An 18,299-nucleotide genomic window follows, 5' to 3' on the forward strand; every position below is an offset into this window, starting at 1 on the left:
ATTAATAATCCATTAAAATTACAAATATTGTAAAAACTAACACCAAGATCATGAATTCCCATATTAAATGTATGATTATTGATGATGATGAACTGGACAGACTGGTTCTCCAGCATCATGTCAGGCAGTACGATAATATAGAGATTGTTGCGTCTTTTAATTCGACGGAAAAGGCAGTTCCTCATCTGGAATTCCCAATCGACCTGTTGATCTGCGAAACTAGACTTAGCGGAATGAGCGGATTGGAATTCAGGAAACTGGCCTATAAGATTCCTGTCTGCATCTTCGTAAGTTCCCAACCGGAGCTGGCAGCAGAAGCATTTGAAATTGATGCCCTGGATTTTGTAACAAAGCCCCTTAAAGCAGAACGTTTCCAGCATTCTATAGAAAAAGTCTTCAATTTTTTTGAAATGAAAAAAAAATGCGAATGCTTCGATGCTATTCTCGGTGAAAACTGTATTAAGATAAAAGAAAACGGTAACATTTCTCAAGTCAGACTTACCGATATTCTTTACCTCGAAGCTTTAAAAGACTATACCCGGCTTGTTACGCATGAAAAGAAACACTGTGTTCTAGATTCCCTGGGAAACCTCCTTCATAATAGCTTCTTCGATTCTTTTATAAGAATCCATCGCAGCTATGCCGTACCTCGTCATTTCATCCGCGGAAAAAACAGCCATGAAATAGAACTGATCCATCAGATCAGGCTTCCCATAGGCAGAACTTACAAAGAAAGCCTATCCTTCCTTAACCATTAACGACTGAATACCAACATTTTTACTATAAAATGCCGTTGGTCGATTTTTTTGACCGTTAGTCTATTTTCCTTCAATCCGGTTGCGATATGTGGTAATTTAGTGTTCACAAATTTTCTCTTGAAAACTTGGATAACCAATTAATAACCACAAAAATATTTAACATGAAAAGAACATCTATTCACTGCTTCTTTCTCATTCTGTTCACCTTTTCCGTCAGTATTTTGAGTGCCCAATCGGCAGTTCTGGCCACAGGAACAAATGCATCAGGAGGCAACGGCTCGGTTTCTTACAGTGTCGGTCAGACCGCTTATATGTACAAGGGAGCAGGCTCTCAGGTATTGGAAGGCGTACAGCAGGCTTATGAAATCACGACACTTTCTGCCAGCGAAACCACAACAAAGCAAGAAGGCATTTTACTCTATCCGAATCCCACCAGAGATTATCTGTACATAGATTTTTCTTCTGTTCCGTATAAGGGATCGGAGTATCAGCTGTTCGACGCTCAGGGCAAACTGATCATAAAGGACATGATCTCACAGCCAAAGTCCGAACTTAATCTTTCTTCTCTTCCTTCTGCGGTTTACATTATCAGAATCAATCAGAATGGAGAAAATTTAAAAACCTTTAAAGTCATAAAAAAATAAGCCATGAAAAAAATATTACTTTCTCTGGGGATCATGCTCGGCCTCTTTTTAGGGCATGCCCAGGCTCCGGAAAAAATGAGCTACCAGGCCATTATGAGAAACGGATCCGGTCAGCTGCTGATCAATCAAAGCATCGCTGTTAAAGTAAGTGTACTGCAGGGCTCTCCTGCCGGAACACTGGTCTATTCCGAAAGACTGACCGGAAACACAAACGCCAATGGACTTATCAGCATGGAAATAGGGACAGGAACCGTGCTTTCGGGAACTTTTTCTACCATAGACTGGCCAACGGGGAACTATTATCTGAAAACAGAAACCGATCCTGCTGGAGGTACCAATTACACAATAGCAGGAACAAGCCAGCTATTAAGCGTACCTTATGCTATGTACGCTAAGTCTGCTGGCGGAACAGGCGGAAGTTTCACAATTCCTTATACCAATACAATAAATAATGCATCTACTCTATTTTCGCTGATCAATGACGGAGACGGAACTTCCGTGGAAGGCATCAACAATACAACTACTTCCAGCATTGCTTCAGTTCGGGGTATTGTAAACAACGTGGCACCAGGCGGATTTTCCAGTGGTGTCCGGGGTATCAACAATGGAACCGGAGGGCTCGGAGTTGGTGTCTGGGGAAGCCAGAATGGAAGCGGCTGGGGAGTTTACGGTGTTACGCCTAACGGATTAGGGGTCTATGGAAATGCAAGTGCCAACGGAACCGGAGTATATGCCAACAGTAATACAGGAACCGGGCTTACAGCAACCAGTAATAACGGAATCCCTGCAAGTATATCAATATTCAACAATGCCAATAATAACAACGCCCTCAATGTTTCCAGTGTCGGAAACGGAACAGTGGTGAATGTAACCACTACCGGAAACGGGGCCGGAGTACGCAGTTCTACAGGTGCCGGATTCGCGTTGCACGGCATTACAAGTGCACAGACCTCTGCAGGTATAATAGGTGATAATAACGGAGCCGGTGAAGCGGTAGTCGGCAGGACAACCAGTGATATTGCCGGGGCTGTAGTAGGACGTAATGATGGTGGAGGTTATGGTGTAAGGGGTTTTGTTGCGACCAACACAACCGGAACGGCTGTCGGAGTTTTAGGACAGGTAGGATTAAACAACAGTAAAGGACGTGCAGGACGTTTTGAAAATTTTAATGCCACCAACGAAATCAATAATGTATTTGAGGTAGAAACCAACGGTAATGGAAATATTCCGGATAATACCCAGGGTAATGCAGCTTCTTTCTTAGTTGATAATACAAACAGTGTAGGAGCGGCAGTAAGGGGTGAAGTGAATACTATTTTCGGAAACTTTGGTGCCGCAGGTATTTTTGGGGTTTCCTCAGGAACAGGAGGACGTGCAGGGTTATTCTATGCGTCAAATCCTGCAGGAAACGGCGCTGCATTAATTGCTTTAACTGATGGGAACGGAAATGCCATCACCGCCAACGCGGGTAAGGACGGAAACGGTGTTGAAACCAATATTGATGGAGCAGGAAACGCTCTGTATGCATGGGTTCCTACTTTTTCAACCGGGCGTGCAGGAAGATTTAACATCTTTAATGATGCCAATACAAGCGATGTAATAACGGTAACCACAGTAGGTAATGGTACTGCTGGAAATTTTAAAGTAGACAAGGTAACGGGTACCTCTCCCGCCGTGAAAGGGGAAGTAAATTCGCAGTTTGCTAATTTCGGAACTGCCGGTATTTATGGTATTTCTTCAGGTACCGGAGGGTATGGAGGTTTATTTTATTCCTCTAACGCAGGCGGCAGTGGACCGGCTTTATTGGCAATCACAGAAGGCAGCGGGAATGGTATTACCGCCAATGCCGGAGGTACAGGCGATGGTGTGGAAGCATCATGTGATGGAAATGGCAATGCAATTTCAGGCTTTATTCCTAATTTCGGTACGGGTAAAGCGGGAAGATTCGCCAACTTTAATAATGCCAACGGTCAGCCGGTGGTTCATGTAACGACAACTGGTACCGGATCTACCCTGCTTGTCAACCATCAGGGACCGTCGGGAAATCTTTCTGTATTCCAAAGTGCCTCAGTAAACGTAGCCCGTATCGATAAAACCGGAAAAGGTTTTTTTAATGGCGGTACTCAAAGTAGTGGTGCAGACGTTGCCGAAGTGTTTGATGTGGAAGGGAGTATTTCTGAGTATGAAACCGGGGATATTCTTGTAATTTCTACAGATACGGACCGAACCGTTGAAAGATCTTCTAAGCCTTATTCTACGCTTGTAGCAGGAGTATATGCGACAAAACCGGGAGTACTTCTTACTGAAGAACATATTGATTCTGACATTTCCGGTAAAGTACCAATGGGTGTGATTGGAGTTATTCCGACCAAAGTATGTCTGGAAGGCGGAAAAATTAAAAGAGGTGATCTTTTGGTAACGTCATCAAAATCCGGAACAGCCATGAAGGCCAACCCTAAAAAGGTAAAAATAGGACAGGTGATCGGAAAGGCTCTTCAGGATTACAATCAGAATGAAACAGGAAAAATCCAGGTATTGGTTAATATTAAATAAATTATCATGAAATTACTATATATCACTGCATTTTTAGCATTAAGCGTATCCGTTTATGCTCAGGAAAATAAGAAAGCTTCTGAATCTGAAGATCAGGCCCAGATTGTGAAACAGCTCAGAGAACGGGAAGCCCAGCTGGCAAAAGCGTCTCAGGAAAATGCTCCTAAAAAGCAAAACGTATCCGTATTGGCTTCAGAACAGGGTCTTGAAGCGAAAAGCCAGGAAGTAAAATCCCAGCCTTCCAATTCAAACAATACTTCGGGGAAATTACTACCTAACACGGCCACTTTAGCAGAAATAAAAGCCTCTATTCCCAACAGGCAGGCATCCCGAACCAATACCGTGAATTCCAGGAACACAAATAGTAATGTCATAGGTCTGCCCAATACGGCGACCTTAGAAGAAATAAAGAAAACAATCCCAAAAAACTGATAACCCATAACCAGATTTCAAGCAAAAGTCCGCTCCAGCGCGGACTTTTTATATTTCAGATCTATGGTTTATTTAAAATCCTCAAAATTTAAGTTTGATCACTCAAACCATATTCTTAATCCCAATCTGCGGCCAAAAATTTCATAGAGTTTCCATTGTCATCGGATAAAGTAAGGAAATGCCCTTCTATGGAATAATTGGTCATTTTATCAAATTTCTGGATAAAAGCGTTTTCCAGTTCCATATTTTGACAGGCCTTCAATGTGCTTCCTACTCCTGAGATCTTCACTTTTCCATTGGTTTTAAATTCTGAAGTAAAGAACATGCTGTTGCACCCCATATTGGCTCCTCCTTTTATTTTTCCTTTTTCCATTATGCCTGTGAGGTTAATCTCTGCCTTATTTCTGACTAATTCCTCTTTAGAAAATTGATCAAAAGAAATGAGCATCCACTGTCTTTGAAGGCTCGGATTTTTTTGCGGGACTGAAGAGCAGCTGACCACAGCTCCTAATAGCAAAATGGCAAAAAATGATACAAGTATTTTTTTCATGGGGATTATCCTTCCATTTTCATACCATTCCGGGACAGAATATCGTAAAAATTAGTAAATTAGCGACACAAAAATTATTTTATAAAATGAAAAGACTATTTCTACTGTTCACTTTCTTATTGGGCTTTGCTCAGATGAGGGCGGATGAGGGGATGTGGCTGTTAATGCTCATCAAAAGACTTAACGGGGTCGACATGCAAAAAGAGGGACTGCATTTGACACCTGAAGAAATTTATTCAGTAAACAATTCAAGCTTAAAGGATGCTATCGTAAGCTTCGGGGGTTTTTGTACCGGGGAAATTGTTTCTGACAAAGGACTTATTTTCACTAACCACCACTGTGGTTATGGTGCCGTAGCTGCCGCTTCTACTCCGGAGAAAGATTATCTTAAAAACGGATTCTGGGCTATGAAGCAGAAGGACGAATTTAATGCAAAAGATCTTTATGTAAGGTTTTTAGTTAGAATGGATGATGCTACGCAGAGAATCACTTCCAAGCTAAACAACAATATGACCGGAGCAGAGAGAAAAGCAGTTATTGATGCTGAAACAAAAGCAATCCAGACTGAAAACTCTGAAAACGGAAAATATACAGTAGTGGTAAGAGATTTCTTCAACGGAAATGAATTCTACTATTTCGTATACCAGGATTATAAAGATATCAGATTGGTAGGTGCACCTCCTTCATCATTAGGTAAATTCGGAGGTGATACAGATAACTGGGAATGGCCAAGACATACTGCTGACTTCACGGTATTCAGAGTATACGGGGATGCAGCAGGTAACCCTGCAGAATTTGCACCAAGCAATGTTCCTTTGAAGCCTAAGCACTTCCTTCCTGTTTCTCTTAAAGGGATCAAGCCTGGAGATTTCTCTATGATCTTAGGATATCCTGGAAGAACCAACCGTTACCTTACATCTTACGGAATTCAGCAGATGGTAAACAAAGACTATCCGGCTTGGGTAGAAGCTTCCAAGCTTGCTATGGATGTTATGAAAAAGTATATGGACAAGGATAAAGCGACTCAGCTTAACTATGCGTCTCAATATGCTTCTGTAGCCAACTACTGGAAAAACAGACAGGGAACTATTGATGCGGTAGATAAAAACGGAACGATAGCCGACAAACAAAAGATTGAGGATACTTACAGAAAATGGTCTGCACTGCCAGGAAACGCAGAATATGATGGTATTTTAGAAGATATCGGCGCTTATTACAAGCAGGTCTCCGACAGAAATGTTGAAAGAAACTACGCTTCTCAGTTCTCAAGAAATGCAAAATATATCACTCTTGCTTTACAGGTAGGATCTGTTCTTAAAGCTTATTCTGCTCAGGATATGCAAGGAAGATTAGCGATGAAAGCTAAAACTGAAACTGCAATCAAAGAAGCTTATGAAAACTTCAATCCTTCTCTGGAGGGAGAAATGCTAGCTTCTATGGCTGGACTTTACCAATCAAGAGTGACCAATAAAGAGGTGGCATCTGCTACTATTTTAGGATTGGATTCTAAGACTCTTTCTAATGTAGCCTATTCTTCAATTTTTGCCAACAAGACGTCTGCTACGAATTTCTTATTAAACCCAGATGCATTGAAACTTGATGCTGATCCGCTTTGGAAAATCGCGAACGGAATTGTTGCTGACCAGAAAATGAGCATGGAGAAGTATTCTAAAGTTGACGATAACTTCAACAAGAACAACCGTCTATTCTTAGCTGGATTAATGAAGGCTATGCCTGAGAAAAAATTCTATCCTGATGCTAACTCTACCATGAGATTAACTTACGGAACAGTAGATAAACTTCCTGTAAGAAATGACAGAAACTACTTTGGAGTTACTGACAACTATTATACTGATATGACCGGTCTTGTAGGAAAATACAAGAAAGGTGATGAAGAATTCGATCTTCCTCAAAGAGTGATCGACCTTTATAATCTTAAGGATTTCGGACAGTATGCTGATGCTGCTGGATATATGCCTGTAAACTTCCTTTCTAACAATGATATTACAGGTGGTAACTCAGGTTCTCCTGTTATTGACGGAGACGGAAACCTTATCGGTATTGCATTCGATGGAAACAGCGAAGCATTAAGCGGTGATATTGTATTTGAACAGGACTGGCAGAAAACAATTAACGTAGACGTACGTTTTGTTCTTTGGACAATCGACAAATATGCAGGAGCAAGAAGGCTGATCGATGAATTAAAGCTTGTAAGAGGAGAAAATACACCTCCTGATACGAAGTCTAAAAATTCAGGAACTACTCAAATGCCTAAGAAAACAAAAAAGGTAAAATAATCTTTTTCTGATAAATTTTTAAAACCGTGAATTTGCGTTCACGGTTTTTTTATTTTTGAGCTCTAAATCTTTGTGATGAAACAGAAAATAGAATTTACAGGAATTATAAAGCAAAACGGAACCATGAATGCCGCTTTTGTAGAGTTTCCTTTTTCTGCGGAAAAACTGTTTGGCAAAAAAGGACAGGTCAAAATTAAAGCAATATTTGACAATAAGGTCGAATACCGTGGAAGCCTTGCTAAAATGAAATCTGACTGTCATATTTTAGGCCTAACACAGGAAATTCGGAAGCAGCTGGGAAAGACTTTTGGCGATGAGATTGTTGTAAGCCTTATTGAAGATCAGGAGGAAAGAATTGTTGAAATTGCAAATGACATCGCCGTTGTTTTTAATGAAAATCCCGATGCAAAGAACCTATTCGACAAAATGAGCTATACTCACCGGAAAGAATACATCCGCTGGATAGAGGAAGCGAAAAAGCCTGAAACCAGAGAAACCAGAAAGATCAGGATGATTGAAATGATTTTGAGTGGAAAAAAGGGCATATAAATAAAGCCGGGCATACATCCCGGCTCTATTATTTCAAAGATTTCTACACAGGAATTCCTAAATATTTGAGATAAGCATCCAGCATCTTCTTATCAAATGCAGGCTCCTCAATACCAGATCCTTCCAAAAACTGAATAACATTGGAACAGTCCCAGACATAGGTGTTCTGATATAATTCCACCGTGGAAAGCCCTTCATGCATATTATCTTTAAAGAGGCTGGTAAGTGGATACAAACGGTTCCGGCTGTCATCTTCCCACTGCTTTCTCCATTCTTTGTAGGGAAGACCTTCAAGAGTAAGCGGATAATACTTCTTCAGGAGTCCAAAGAAACTTTCCAGGGTAAGATTGGTTTCCGGTCTTGCGATCAGGTTAAACTTTTTACCGATCGCCTCTTTACTTTTTGTGATATGGGCCATAGATTTGGTCATATAGTCTACTGTGATCAGTCCTTCTCTTAATTCAGTAAGTAAAGGATAAGATTTAAATTCAACACAGTTTTTCACAAGACCTGACCACCACTGGTAAGGAGCACTGGCACCCGTTTCGCTGTGGCACATGGCATAGCCAAGACGGTAGGTAATTAAAGGAAGACCTTCTTTAGCGGCAAGATCTGCAACCGCCTCCATTACCCATTTGCTTCTTACATACCCGATATCTTTACTTACAGACATTAGGTTCTGAGCAATATCATCGCTTTCCATCATCACGGTTTTTCCGGTAAAAACATGTCCCCAACTGTAGACCGAAATAGTGGATAGCAGGGCAAGACACTTAGTTCTTTCGGCACCGGCAAGTTTTATGATTTCTCTTAATCCTTCTACGTTCGGAGCTTTCATGTAAGAATAAGGTTCTATAAAATTAACGGAGCTGCCAGAGTGGTAAATAAGATCCAGTATTCCTGCAAGTTTTTTGAACTGGTCTTCAGAAAACCCTAATAACGGAAGGGACAGATCTCCTATTACAGGAATGATTCTCGATTTCTGCTCTTCTTTTCTATCGATATGATACTGTTTATAGCAGCGGTCAATTTTGTCCATTGCATGAAATTCATCCTGAGCCCTTACCAGACAGTAAATATCTGCTGATGTGGTATCCAAAAGTTCCTGAAGCAAATGTATACCGACAAATCCGGTAACCCCGGTCAGGAATATGGTTTTAGGATTTTCCAGTTGTTTAGGATCGAAACCGCCCGCAAAAACAGTTTCCGGAGCCAGGTAAACATCCTGCTGAAGGGCTATATAAGGCTCTACATCTTCTTTCGGAATGGCTTCACGGGCTTCATTGGCTCTGGTGATCAATTCATTGGCAAGCTGCCTAAGGACCGGAAACTGGTAAATATCTCTCATATAAACCTTGGTATCCAATCTTGAATTCAGGGCGGTTGCAACTATAGCGACAAGGAGTGAATTTCCACCGATATCAAAGAAATTATCTGTCATATTAATCACCGGACGCTCAAGTTCTTCAGCCCAGATATCTGCTATAATTCTTTCGGTTTCATTGGTAGGAGGTTCTGTAGAAATCAGTTCTTTTGCCTCTTTATCTGCGAGTTCTTTTAACAAATTGGCATCTGTTTTTCCGTTGGCCGTGAGTGGTATTTTATCAACATTGATGATCTGAGCCGGAGTCATATAACCGGGCAGCTCTTCTTTCAGCTGTTGTCTTACCCATGCAGCGTCTGCTTTTGCACCGGGCTTTACTATGACAAAGGCTACAATATATTTATTATTTCCATGGTCTTTTGTAATGACTGCTGCTTCCTGTATTCCTTCCAAACGGGCAAGGCAGCGTTCAATTTCGCCCAATTCCACACGGAAGCCCCTAATTTTCACCTGATTGTCTATTCTTCCTAAAAATTCAATATCTCCATCTGATTTCCAGCGGGCAAGATCACCGGTACGGTATAGCTTTTCGTTCTCCCTGAATGGGCTGTTAATGAATTTTGAAGATGTAAGCTCTTCATTATTAAGATAACCCTTAGCCAAAAGATTTCCTCCTATATGTAGCTCTCCTACGGCTCCTACTGGCAAAAGTTCGCTGTTTTCTCCCAAAATATAAGCTTGTGCATTGGCTATTGGCCTTCCTATTGAAGAAACATATTGCCCATTCATATCTTTAACTTTTTTGAAAGTGGCATAAACCGTGCATTCAGTAGGACCGTAATAATCAATTAACTCATAACTTAATTCGCTGGTAAGTACAGGCTTAAGTTTTTCTCCTCCTGTGAAAAGATATTTAAGGTCAAGGTTACTATACTTTCGTGTTTCTTCAACAACGGAAGGAGCAAGAACAGAAGGGACAAATCCATGGGTAATGCTGTTTCTACGGTAAAAATTCACAAGCTCTGAAGCTTCTACTCTATCTTCATTGCCGGCAATATACAATACGGCACCGGCAATAAGTGCTGACCAAGTTTCCCATACGGAGATATCGAATGCCAATCCGGCAACAAGGGTTAGGTGTGATGTATTATCAACATGAAAGTACTGGTTGTGCCATGTAACCAAATGTTGAATACTATGGTGAGAAATCATGACCCCTTTAGGGTTGCCTGTTGATCCGGATGTATAGATGGTATAGGCTAATGCATCCTGAGATATAGTAAGATCAGGCAGTTCAGCAGGTAAATGAGACAGGCTTTCTGCATTATCCAGATAAAAAATTTCAGCGTTAATTCCTTTTACCAGTGAATTCCCCCGCTGAGTATCTGTAATAAGTATTCCCGCTGAGGTATCTGCAAGGATATATTCTACACGTTTTACAGGATAAGCAGGATCAATAGGCACATAAGCTGCTCCTGTCTTCAAAATGCCCAGAATGGCAACCAGCCACTCGAGAGAACGGTCCAGCCATACGGGGACAAACATTCCTTCTTGTATTCCTTTCTCTAACAGCACATTGGCAAGTTGGTTGCTTTTCTGATCCAGCTCAAGGTAACTGATCCAGCTGTCCTGATAAACAGCTGCAAGATTTTCGGGATGAAGGAGTGCCTGGTTGTTGAAAAGAGAGACCAGTGTTTCTTCTTTGTGATAGTCCCAATTTGTTTTGTTAAAATCGCTGAGAAGTCTTTCTCTGTCTTCAGAGGATAAAAGAATCGGTACACCAGCGGGCTGCCCCGACGGCGTTGATAGTGTATTCGGCATATTAGTTTTTGGTTTTGTTTGGTGATAATAGTTTCAGATGAACTGCATTATGGCAGAGCTTTAGGCCTGTATAAAACAGCCTAGTACATATTAACTGCAAAAAATGCTATACATTCTTGCCTATCGTTAGTCAGAATTGATTGACTTAAATCCAGTTTATTAATTTCTATTTCATAATGCAATATTTTTAAAAATTTGGTAATCAAATTTAACATAATATTTGAGATAAAGAAATAAATAATCATAAACTTTCTCCAAACAGGGATTTAAGCATTACAATACGTGATTTAAGCCAAAAATCTAATAAAACCTGATCAAGAAAACAGGAGAAATAGCATTTCCTGATCAACAAAAATGGAGGAAACATTCAATAAGCCAGAATGTATTTTACGAAACCATATTAAGAATTTCATGATTACACATTCCAAAATTCCCTGTCCAGACTTCTGTACTGTATGGCTTCTGAAATATGATGGGACAATATATTTTCGGCTCCTTCCAGATCGGCTGCGGTTCGGGCCACTTTCAGGATACGGTCATAAGCTCTTGCTGAAAGATTCAGCTTTTCCATAGCGAGTTTAATGAGATGCAGAGAGGCTTCATCCAACCCGCAGAATGCTTCAATTTCCTTAGGTCCAATCTGAGCATTATAGCTGATATTGAGGTTTTTATAGCGTTCATTCTGAATGTTGCGTGCCTTAAGTACCCGTTCCCGAATATCTGAACTTTTTTCTCCTTTTCTTTTTTCTGCCAGCTGTTCAAATTCAACTTTCTGTACTTCTATATGAATATCTATTCTGTCTAATAATGGACCTGAAAGTTTATTCATATACCGCTGCATTTCGTAAACGGATGAGGTGTTTCCCGGATCGTCCGGAAAAAAACCACTGGGACTTGGATTCATAGAAGCCACCAGCATAAAGCTGGCAGGATAGTTTACGGTAAAGCGGGCTCTGGAAATTGTTACTTCACGGTCTTCAAGAGGCTGTCTCATCACTTCTAAAACGGTTCTTTTAAACTCAGGCATCTCATCAAGAAACAAAACGCCATTGTGCGCAAGCGAGATCTCTCCAGGCTGGGGATAACTGCCACCTCCTACTAATGCAACGTCTGAAATGGTGTGATGCGGTGATCTAAAGGGTCTCACGGTCATGAGAGATGTTTCTGCACCCATTTTACCGGCTACAGAATGTATTTTTGTTGTTTCTAAAGCTTCTTTCAGGGTTAATGGAGGAAGAATGCCCGGTACTCTTTTGGCAAGCATTGTCTTTCCACTTCCCGGAGGGCCAATGAGAATAATATTGTGCCCACCTGCAGCGGCTATTTCCATCGCTCTTTTTGCTGTTTCCTGACCTTTAACTTCGGAAAAATCAAATGGAAAATCATTCATTTTTTCCTGAAATTCTTTTCTGGTGTCCAGTATTACTCTTTCAATAGGCTTTCCTTCGTTAAAAAAATCAATTACTTCTTTGATATTTTCTACTCCATAGACTTCCAGGTTGTCTACAATTGCTGCTTCACGGGTATTTTGCATAGGAAGTATAATTCCTTTAAAACCTTCTTCACGTGCCTGAATTGCTATTGGCAACACTCCTTTTATGGGCTGCAGGCTTCCATCAAGGGAAAGCTCACCCATAATAACATACTGATGGATATTTTCGGCAAGAATCTGATCTGAAGCGGCAAGAATCCCTATTGCAATGGAGAGGTCGTAAGCAGCACCTTCTTTTCTAAGATCTGCAGGCGCCATATTAATCGTGATTTTCTTACCGGGAATTTTGTATCCTACATTTTTCAGGGCAGCAGAGATTCTGTAACTGCTTTCTTTAATGGCGTTATCGGGAAGCCCAACGAGATGGTATCCTACTCCTCCCGTGTCTACATTTACTTCGATAGTAATGGTTTGTGCTGCTACTCCGAAGATGGCACTTCCATAAATTTTAACTAACATGATGGGTGTTTTTGTAAAAATAAATAATATATTATTTTATGGAATTTTTGTTTGAATGAACATTATTTTATCTCTCAGGATATATTTGGAAATAAATTAACAAAAACCGACGCAGATGATCTCTGCGTCGGTTATGAGATATTTTGTCTGCTTTACCAATATTAAATTGACCCTAAATTAAAGCAAGACTTATTCCTTGTATTATCTGATGTCCTGTATAGTGACGGTAGGGTTAGATATAATTTGATCCGGTCCGAAGTTACTGTTGTAATGAGAATGCAGTGTTTTGAATGTACAATAATTCATTTGTGATGATTGTGCTATAATGCCAACAGGCAACGTCACGAGATCCGGATAATTGGCCAATATGTTATTCTCGCAAATAATTTCACTGGCTTCGCCGTGTATAACAATATGTCCATATTCAGCATGGTTATCTGCCAGTCCTATATTATTGGTTTTATTTGAGGTAACTGCCGTTCTCTTAATATTTCCGATTTTTATTCCGTTAGTTCCACTTCTTACAATACTGTTGTTCTCTATGGTAAGGGAAGAATGATCTAACAGATCTACCCCACTTTGCTGAACTGACTTCAGTGTATTTGATTTGATTATAACATTTTCTTTCTTACTATCCGTATGATCATCCACAATACATGTTTTAAGGGTTTCAATATAGTTTCCTTCCAGGGTTATTTTGTCACCAGTATTTCTAATTCTGATGCCATCCCCGCTTCCTACCATTTCCAGGTCGCTAATTTTCACATTGTGTACTTTGTATAAATCTACAAGCGGATAATCAAATGCATTTTCTATCCTCCCATTTTTTATTTTAACACCATTTGTGCCTTCTATGAAGATTTGTGAAGCGTGGTTTCCGGAGGATGCTAAGTTATGTATGTTGATATTAAAGATTGTATGGGAATAAGAGTCTCCTTCGGTTTTAAAAGCAAGACCGTCTCTGATATTATTTCTAGTTGCCAAATTTAATATGTTTACATCTCTTACTGTTGACAAAGAATCCGGAGTGGTAATTAAAACTCCGTAACCTTCATTTTGATCACAGGTACAGTTAACAATATTCACATTTCTAACATGATTTTTAGAATTAGGTTCAATATCTATTCCTGATTCCGGAGTTGTCCCAACAGTATTATTAAACTGGCTGTTCAATATATTGATCCCGTCACCATGAATAATTGACGCTCCTTGCCGGCGGTTATCATAACATTTAACATCTACTATATTTCCGTTGTAAGCATCATTTACATAGATCCCGTCTCCCCAACATTCTGATATATAGACATCTTGGATGTGGAAATTTTCTGCTTTCACAACATTTAGTCCAAATCCCCATTCACCAAGATCTGTATTATGAACAATTTCATAGGTCACTGAGCCGTCAACTACAGTGATCTGGGCATTCTCATCATAATTGACGTTACAGTTAGATGGTATGGGCTTAGGGGTTTTTATTTCACATTCTATATAGTGTTGAGCCCATGGTTTTTCCTCTCCGCTGGTTCCCGCACTAATAACTTTTAGAGGGCAGTTATTTACATATACATATTCCCCTACCTGATAGGTTTGATGGGCCTGCCACATTTTATAGTAACTTCCATCTGGTGCCTTAAAACTGTATTTATTTCCTTTAACTTTCCCTCCTGTCAATTTTGTATTTACAGTCTGTGAAAAAGATATCAGTTCATAGCCATTCGTCCTTCCCGGCATCGCTTCAACGGTTCCATTCAGGAAATAATTTGTATTACTCTGAAGCTGAATTTTAGCTCCACTATCAACATCTATCCTATTGACTCCTGTAATGGTAACATTCTTTACTTTCATATTATAAAGTCTTACCAGAACTTTATTTATTGCAGTAGTTTCATCACTTATACCATCTCCTTTGATTCCGCAGTAAGTGAGATTGATACTGTCTCCAACACTAAGCTCCAGTTTATATTGGCTATTATTTACGAAATTTATAATACTAAAGCCATCATCCTGAATGGTTGTTTGTGATAAATAATAGACCACTGGTTGATCATAGGGGATTCCCGGATAATATCCCAAAAGCTCCACATACTCGGGGGTTTCTGCTGTTAATGAATTTATTAATGATGAAATTTCTGCCATACTTAGATTGCGAAGTTCTTCCATTGAGTTTTTAACTATTGCCATAATTCTTTTTTTAATTAATAATTTTTAAATGACTTATTATTCAAAAATATATGACAACAACGACAAAACTTGTCGCTTTTTAAGTTGATTGTATCCTGCATCTCATTTCTACAAAAATTTTAAAAGACAAGCCGATACAGACCATCTCTGTACCGGCTTTATCATGATTAAAAAAAAACTAACTAAGGATTGATCATATGCTGTTATTTCTTTATGAATTTATTCTTATAGGTATTTCCCTGTGAGTCTTTGGAAAGAATAATATAGTTTCCTGGTACGAGCCTGCTCACATCAATAGCCTCATTAAAACGGTGATCATTTTTCTGAAGAACTACTTTTCCTGACATATCAATAATGGAAACCGCTTTGTACGTTTTATCGGACTCTTTTCCGATATAAAGGAACTGGGCTGTAGGATTTGGGTATATTCTCAGGTCTTTTTCCTTGCCTTTTGTTTCATCTGTTCCCAGGCTGCAAAACTCCCAGTTACCAAAATTCAGCTTTACAAAATTTCCTGTCCCTAAAAATTCACACTGATCGGGGCAGTACTCTGTACAGGCATAAAATCCATATTCTCCGGATTCTGTTGCCATATAGGTATCGCCAGTTGCACCATTTATAACACAAGGATCTCCATTGGAAGGCGGCGCACTGGCTGGAATGCATTTATACCATACATGGCTGCCATAGAGATCTGGAAAGGCATCATCAAATTTTACGGATGCTCCGGCACAGATATTATATTCTCCAAGTCCTACCTGAGAAAAAGTTCCGGGTGTAAAGGTGCTCATCATTGCAGGAAGCGCATACATGAATCCATCTGCCATAATAGCCGGGCTTTCTGCCACACAGTCTCCTTGCGTAACTGCCACTTTAAAATAATAAAGCTGGTCATCATTCCCATTGATGGTTAACGTCTGTGAAACTGCCCCGGGGATTGGTGTCCAGGGATTGGTATTAGGCGTTTGCCAGGTCCATTGCTGTTTGTACCACTGGTAGCTTCCGAATGTTTGTGTAGAAAGTGTCTCTGTTTCGGTGTTACAGAACAGGATTTTATCCGGGAATTTTACGCCCAGCCTCGGGCTTGTGATGGTTGGATTACACTGTGCTTTTATATTCAGAAGGGTCATGAACAGAAAAGCCAAAAAAATCAGTTTTGGTTTCATATTTAAATATTTAATGGTTTGTTTTAGTCTTACTCAATGTATCAGTCCAGTAATAGCCTGATTCCGAACTTCATATTAAAGTTTAATGGTCTTTCTTTGTAAATGGTATTGAGCTGATTATCATTTTTAAAGTGATATCCTATTCCGGGTTCTGCATATATCCCTATTTTATCAATAATTTTCACCTGCAGCCCTATCGCCGAATTCACTGAAAACTGTACGGGTTTCACATCAAGCCGTTCCTCCTGTTCGTCCTGAACTTCATCATTTACAATATATTTTGTCTTAAGCTTCCCTGCTACAGCTTTTTCGGCAAGCACCCCGCCGGTAACATATCCTGTAAAGCGTCCTTTCTGAATGACATTGTAGTTTACCTGTACCGGAATACCTATATAATGAATGCTCTGATCCCCTTTTATATAGTTTGAATTGCTTCCGGAGTGAAGTTCTGAAGTAAGTTTTGTGTAATTGATACCTGTACCTATGCCCCATTTTTTCCCAAGGTTATAATACAGGGAAACACCAAAGGTAACAGGAATTTTATGTCTTATCCTTGCTTCAACTTCTTTGCTTTGGTTAGCCAGCAGGACTTCTGTAAGCGGATCAGGTTCTGTTCCGGTGATCCAGAAATCATTGAAAGTCATAGGGCTTCCGCTCATAGAGGTGTAGCCAGGGAACTTCTGTTCGGAAGAATTTGAGGAAACATTTCCTGTAAGCATGCTCAGCATCCATTTTTTGGAAGGACGACCTAAAATTTTAGATTTATCGGTGCCGGCATACTTTTCCGGAAGTTTATTTTCATAATTGTTAAAAATCTCCCCGTCATCCTGTTTCTCTTTCAATTCCGGACTCTCACTAAATGAAGGAGATATATTGTAAAGAGGTAATTCTTTTTTTGCCAATGGAATTAAATTATTTTGCTTTTCCACAGGCCCAGGTACTATCCTAGTATGATCAATGGTTTCTTTATTAAATATATTTTCTAAAATAGTGCGTGAATGAGCATTCCCTATCAATATATTGCCTTGGTCACTATATTTTTCACCTGATTTGGTGTTGCCCTTCTCATTTGTACTTGCCTTTACTGATTCTTTGATCTTTTTGCCATCTTTTTTAATGTTATCAGCATTTTCAGAGTTTACCGCTATTTTAGGTTCTGTTTCTGCATTCATTTCCTGTAAAAACTTTCCTGTAAAGAACAGCATGGTAACGGCAGCAGCCATTCCAACAATACGGTAGAACAGAGTGCTTTTTTTATTTATAGAAATAGTTTTACTTTCTTTTTTATCATCAGCTTCAAGCATCATTCCTCCGGCCATTCCGTTTTCTTCTCCTTCGGAAAAAAGTTCATCTTTAATATCTTCCCACAGCCCATCCGGAACATCCTCTTCGTGGTCTTCCATTTTCCTGTGCAGATCATTGAGCCACCGATTATTCATATTGTGCTTTTTTTGACATTTTAAATTCTTTAATTTTCTGGATCAGCAGTCCTTTTGCCCTGTGAAACTGTGAGGCGGAAGAATTTTCTGCGATTCCTAAAAGCCCGGCAATCTCTTTATGGCTTTTTTTCTCAAATACAAACAGGTTAAAAACGGTTCTGTACCCATCAGGAAGCGAGCGTATCATTTTCATAATAGCTGCCTGGGGAATTTTCTCGAGATCCGGTTCCTCATCATTGGGAATGTCGGGAAGCTCTGTAAGGTCTTCATTTGTTGTTATGCCGGAATGCTGCTTTATATGCTTTAAAGCTTCGTTTACGGTGATACGGATCATCCATGCTTTCAAAGAACCGTTGCCTCTGTATTCAAATGTTGCTATGGAGCGGAACATTTTGATAAAGCTGTTCTGAAGAACGTCATGAACATCGTCTTTTCCTGAAAGATAACGGGAACAGACCCCGGCAAGGTTTCCGGAATAGTTTCCGAAAAGTTCTTTCCAGGCAGTTTCTTCCTTCGTGAGAAGGCGTTTTATTAAAATCTGCTCCTTGTTTTCTTCCATGTACGACTAAGGTCCGGTTTAGCACCGATTAAAATTTTAACGCAAAAATAGACCGCATCCGGCAAACCACAATCT

The 18,299-nt window shown here is 39.9% G+C and carries 13 protein-coding genes; 6 read left to right on the forward strand and 7 right to left on the reverse strand.

All coding sequences use genetic code 11. From position 1 onward, the window contains the following. Positions 1 to 50: 50 nt before the first annotated feature. The 4 genes from V6R96_RS02655 to V6R96_RS02670 all read left to right on the forward strand — a co-directional run bounded on the left by V6R96_RS02655 (position 51) and on the right by V6R96_RS02670 (position 4,387). Positions 51 to 758, forward strand: coding sequence for a LytTR family DNA-binding domain-containing protein (locus V6R96_RS02655; protein ID WP_111954203.1), 708 nt, complete (start codon positions 51 to 53; stop codon positions 756 to 758). 161 nt (positions 759 to 919) lie between these two features. Beyond that, entirely contained in the window at positions 920 to 1,402 is a 483-nt protein-coding gene (locus tag V6R96_RS02660) for a T9SS type A sorting domain-containing protein (protein WP_336377914.1), read from the forward strand. Positions 1,403 to 1,405: 3 nt separating this feature from the next. Beyond that, a complete protein-coding gene (locus tag V6R96_RS02665) occupies positions 1,406 to 3,955 on the forward strand; it encodes a collagen-like protein (protein WP_336377915.1) in 2,550 nt (849 codons plus the stop codon). Positions 3,956 to 3,961: 6 nt separating this feature from the next. Continuing rightward, the gene (locus tag V6R96_RS02670; protein ID WP_336377916.1) at positions 3,962 to 4,387 is read left to right on the forward strand and encodes a hypothetical protein; all 426 of its coding nucleotides are present in this window, start codon (positions 3,962 to 3,964) and stop codon (positions 4,385 to 4,387) included. A 115-nt stretch (positions 4,388 to 4,502) separates the two neighbouring features. On the opposite strand, the gene V6R96_RS02675 is transcribed toward V6R96_RS02670, so the two are convergent. Further along, positions 4,503 to 4,937 carry an META domain-containing protein gene (locus tag V6R96_RS02675; RefSeq protein ID WP_336377917.1) on the reverse strand — a complete coding sequence of 145 codons (435 nt, stop codon included), beginning with the start codon at positions 4,935 to 4,937 and terminating at the stop codon, positions 4,503 to 4,505. Between the two features lie 86 nt (positions 4,938 to 5,023). Between V6R96_RS02675 and V6R96_RS02680 the strand changes: the two genes are divergently transcribed. Together V6R96_RS02680 and V6R96_RS02685 are read left to right on the forward strand one after the other, a co-directional pair. Beyond that, positions 5,024 to 7,234, forward strand: a complete 2,211-nt coding sequence (locus tag V6R96_RS02680; protein ID WP_111954408.1) for a S46 family peptidase — start codon at positions 5,024 to 5,026, stop codon at positions 7,232 to 7,234. A gap of 75 nt (positions 7,235 to 7,309) precedes the next feature. After that, on the forward strand, positions 7,310 to 7,783 hold the full coding sequence (locus V6R96_RS02685; RefSeq protein ID WP_336377918.1) for a YdeI/OmpD-associated family protein: 474 nt from the start codon (positions 7,310 to 7,312) through the stop codon (positions 7,781 to 7,783). 43 nt (positions 7,784 to 7,826) lie between these two features. On the opposite strand, the gene V6R96_RS02690 is transcribed toward V6R96_RS02685, so the two are convergent. The 6 genes from V6R96_RS02690 to V6R96_RS02715 form a co-directional block, all read right to left on the reverse strand. After that, a complete protein-coding gene (locus V6R96_RS02690) occupies positions 7,827 to 10,928 on the reverse strand; it encodes an amino acid adenylation domain-containing protein (RefSeq protein ID WP_336377919.1) in 3,102 nt (1,033 codons plus the stop codon). 415 nt (positions 10,929 to 11,343) lie between these two features. Continuing rightward, positions 11,344 to 12,879, reverse strand: coding sequence for a YifB family Mg chelatase-like AAA ATPase (locus tag V6R96_RS02695; protein WP_336377920.1), 1,536 nt, complete (start codon positions 12,877 to 12,879; stop codon positions 11,344 to 11,346). A 201-nt stretch (positions 12,880 to 13,080) separates the two neighbouring features. Next, on the reverse strand, positions 13,081 to 15,060 hold the full coding sequence (locus V6R96_RS02700; protein ID WP_336377921.1) for a right-handed parallel beta-helix repeat-containing protein: 1,980 nt from the start codon (positions 15,058 to 15,060) through the stop codon (positions 13,081 to 13,083). A 203-nt stretch (positions 15,061 to 15,263) separates the two neighbouring features. Beyond that, positions 15,264 to 16,226, reverse strand: a complete 963-nt coding sequence (locus V6R96_RS02705; RefSeq protein ID WP_223557985.1) for a T9SS type A sorting domain-containing protein — start codon at positions 16,224 to 16,226, stop codon at positions 15,264 to 15,266. A 41-nt stretch (positions 16,227 to 16,267) separates the two neighbouring features. Further along, positions 16,268 to 17,665 (reverse strand): outer membrane beta-barrel protein, encoded by a 1,398-nt coding sequence (locus tag V6R96_RS02710; RefSeq protein WP_336377922.1) that lies wholly within the window; start codon positions 17,663 to 17,665, stop codon positions 16,268 to 16,270. Further along, positions 17,658 to 18,224 carry an RNA polymerase sigma factor gene (locus V6R96_RS02715; protein WP_336377923.1) on the reverse strand — a complete coding sequence of 189 codons (567 nt, stop codon included), beginning with the start codon at positions 18,222 to 18,224 and terminating at the stop codon, positions 17,658 to 17,660. The genes V6R96_RS02710 and V6R96_RS02715 overlap by 8 nt, the downstream gene beginning before the upstream one ends. Between the last annotated feature and the right edge of the window lie 75 nt (positions 18,225 to 18,299).

Origin of the sequence: Chryseobacterium sp. CCNWLW53, assembly GCF_037083525.1 — a bacterium.
Taxonomy (GTDB): Bacteria; Bacteroidota; Bacteroidia; order Flavobacteriales; family Weeksellaceae; genus Chryseobacterium; species Chryseobacterium lathyri.

Excerpts from the sequence above, each read along its gene's own strand:
- V6R96_RS02690 (WP_336377919.1), bottom strand. The coding sequence starts at position 10,928 with ATGCCGAATACACTATCAACGCCGTCGGGGCAGCCCGCTGGTGTACCG.
- V6R96_RS02685 (WP_336377918.1), top strand. The coding sequence starts at position 7,310 with ATGAAACAGAAAATAGAATTTACAGGAATTATAAAGCAAAACGGAACC.
- V6R96_RS02675 (WP_336377917.1), bottom strand. The coding sequence starts at position 4,937 with ATGAAAAAAATACTTGTATCATTTTTTGCCATTTTGCTATTAGGAGCT.
- V6R96_RS02695 (WP_336377920.1), bottom strand. The coding sequence starts at position 12,879 with ATGTTAGTTAAAATTTATGGAAGTGCCATCTTCGGAGTAGCAGCACAA.
- V6R96_RS02660 (WP_336377914.1), top strand. The coding sequence starts at position 920 with ATGAAAAGAACATCTATTCACTGCTTCTTTCTCATTCTGTTCACCTTT.
- V6R96_RS02665 (WP_336377915.1), top strand. The coding sequence starts at position 1,406 with ATGAAAAAAATATTACTTTCTCTGGGGATCATGCTCGGCCTCTTTTTA.
- V6R96_RS02655 (WP_111954203.1), top strand. The coding sequence starts at position 51 with ATGAATTCCCATATTAAATGTATGATTATTGATGATGATGAACTGGAC.
- V6R96_RS02705 (WP_223557985.1), bottom strand. The coding sequence starts at position 16,226 with ATGAAACCAAAACTGATTTTTTTGGCTTTTCTGTTCATGACCCTTCTG.
- V6R96_RS02680 (WP_111954408.1), top strand. The coding sequence starts at position 5,024 with ATGAAAAGACTATTTCTACTGTTCACTTTCTTATTGGGCTTTGCTCAG.
- V6R96_RS02710 (WP_336377922.1), bottom strand. The coding sequence starts at position 17,665 with ATGAATAATCGGTGGCTCAATGATCTGCACAGGAAAATGGAAGACCAC.
- V6R96_RS02715 (WP_336377923.1), bottom strand. The coding sequence starts at position 18,224 with ATGGAAGAAAACAAGGAGCAGATTTTAATAAAACGCCTTCTCACGAAG.
- V6R96_RS02700 (WP_336377921.1), bottom strand. The coding sequence starts at position 15,060 with ATGGCAATAGTTAAAAACTCAATGGAAGAACTTCGCAATCTAAGTATG.
- V6R96_RS02670 (WP_336377916.1), top strand. The coding sequence starts at position 3,962 with ATGAAATTACTATATATCACTGCATTTTTAGCATTAAGCGTATCCGTT.